This is a genomic window from Aeromonas aquatilis (genome assembly GCF_054052405.1).
Map to the genome: position 1 here is coordinate 1 of NZ_JBSTYP010000156.1, position 762 is coordinate 762.

Annotated in this window: 1 pseudogene; it reads right to left on the bottom strand. The window is 64.2% G+C overall.

From position 1 onward, the window contains the following. A pseudogene (locus ACW5W8_RS23770) lies at window positions 1-762 on the bottom strand (curculin (mannose-binding) lectin protein); the annotation flags it as partial.

A 762-nucleotide genomic window follows, 5' to 3' on the forward strand; every position in this document is an offset into this window, starting at 1 on the left:
CCAGCCGTTCGCGCCCGGTGTTGAGCTGCTGCCCTGCCTGTACCCCCATGGGGAAGGCGCTGCGCTTGGTTGAATGCACCACCACGATGTACCCCTTGCGAATAAAGGGCACCCGACCATCTGATGGCAGGCGCACCGGATCCAGCTTGATCAGATCCGCATCGAGCGGCAGATAGCTATAGACCACCGCATTAAACCGGATGATGTCAGCCACCACCGACAAGGGGCGCCAGATCTTGCCATCGACCACCATGTCGGGGTCGTACCAGGGTTTACTCTCGTTGCCCGCCGCCGTCACCAGGCGGCCAAAGCGCACCGATACCACCCCGGTCTGATAGTCAACCTTGCCGCTCACATCCTGGCTGGTGATGGTGCCATCGCCGTTGGCGGTCACCTCGAACCGGCGCCCGTCTGCGGTGTTGCCGCTCAGGTATAGGCTGGATGGCGCAATGGGTGCCCCCGGCGTCCTGAATGTCACCTCGTCCACCGTCTGGGCCACCAGGCTGGTGACCAGCGAACTCAGGGCAGGTACGGGCGCCGCGCCGGGGTTCCAGACCGTGACGGTCGCCTTGCCGGTGGCGTAATCCAGTGTCCCGGCCTGCTCACCGGCTCCGGTGGCAGGGTCGATATTGCGATAGAGGATCCCTTGCCTGTCCACATAGACAGACCCACCTAGGGCAAAGCGCACTGAGTTGGCCAGGATCGCCTCGCCGTTGCGCGGGGTGATATCCAGCACCAGCGGGGTGGCGGTCACGGTGTCCT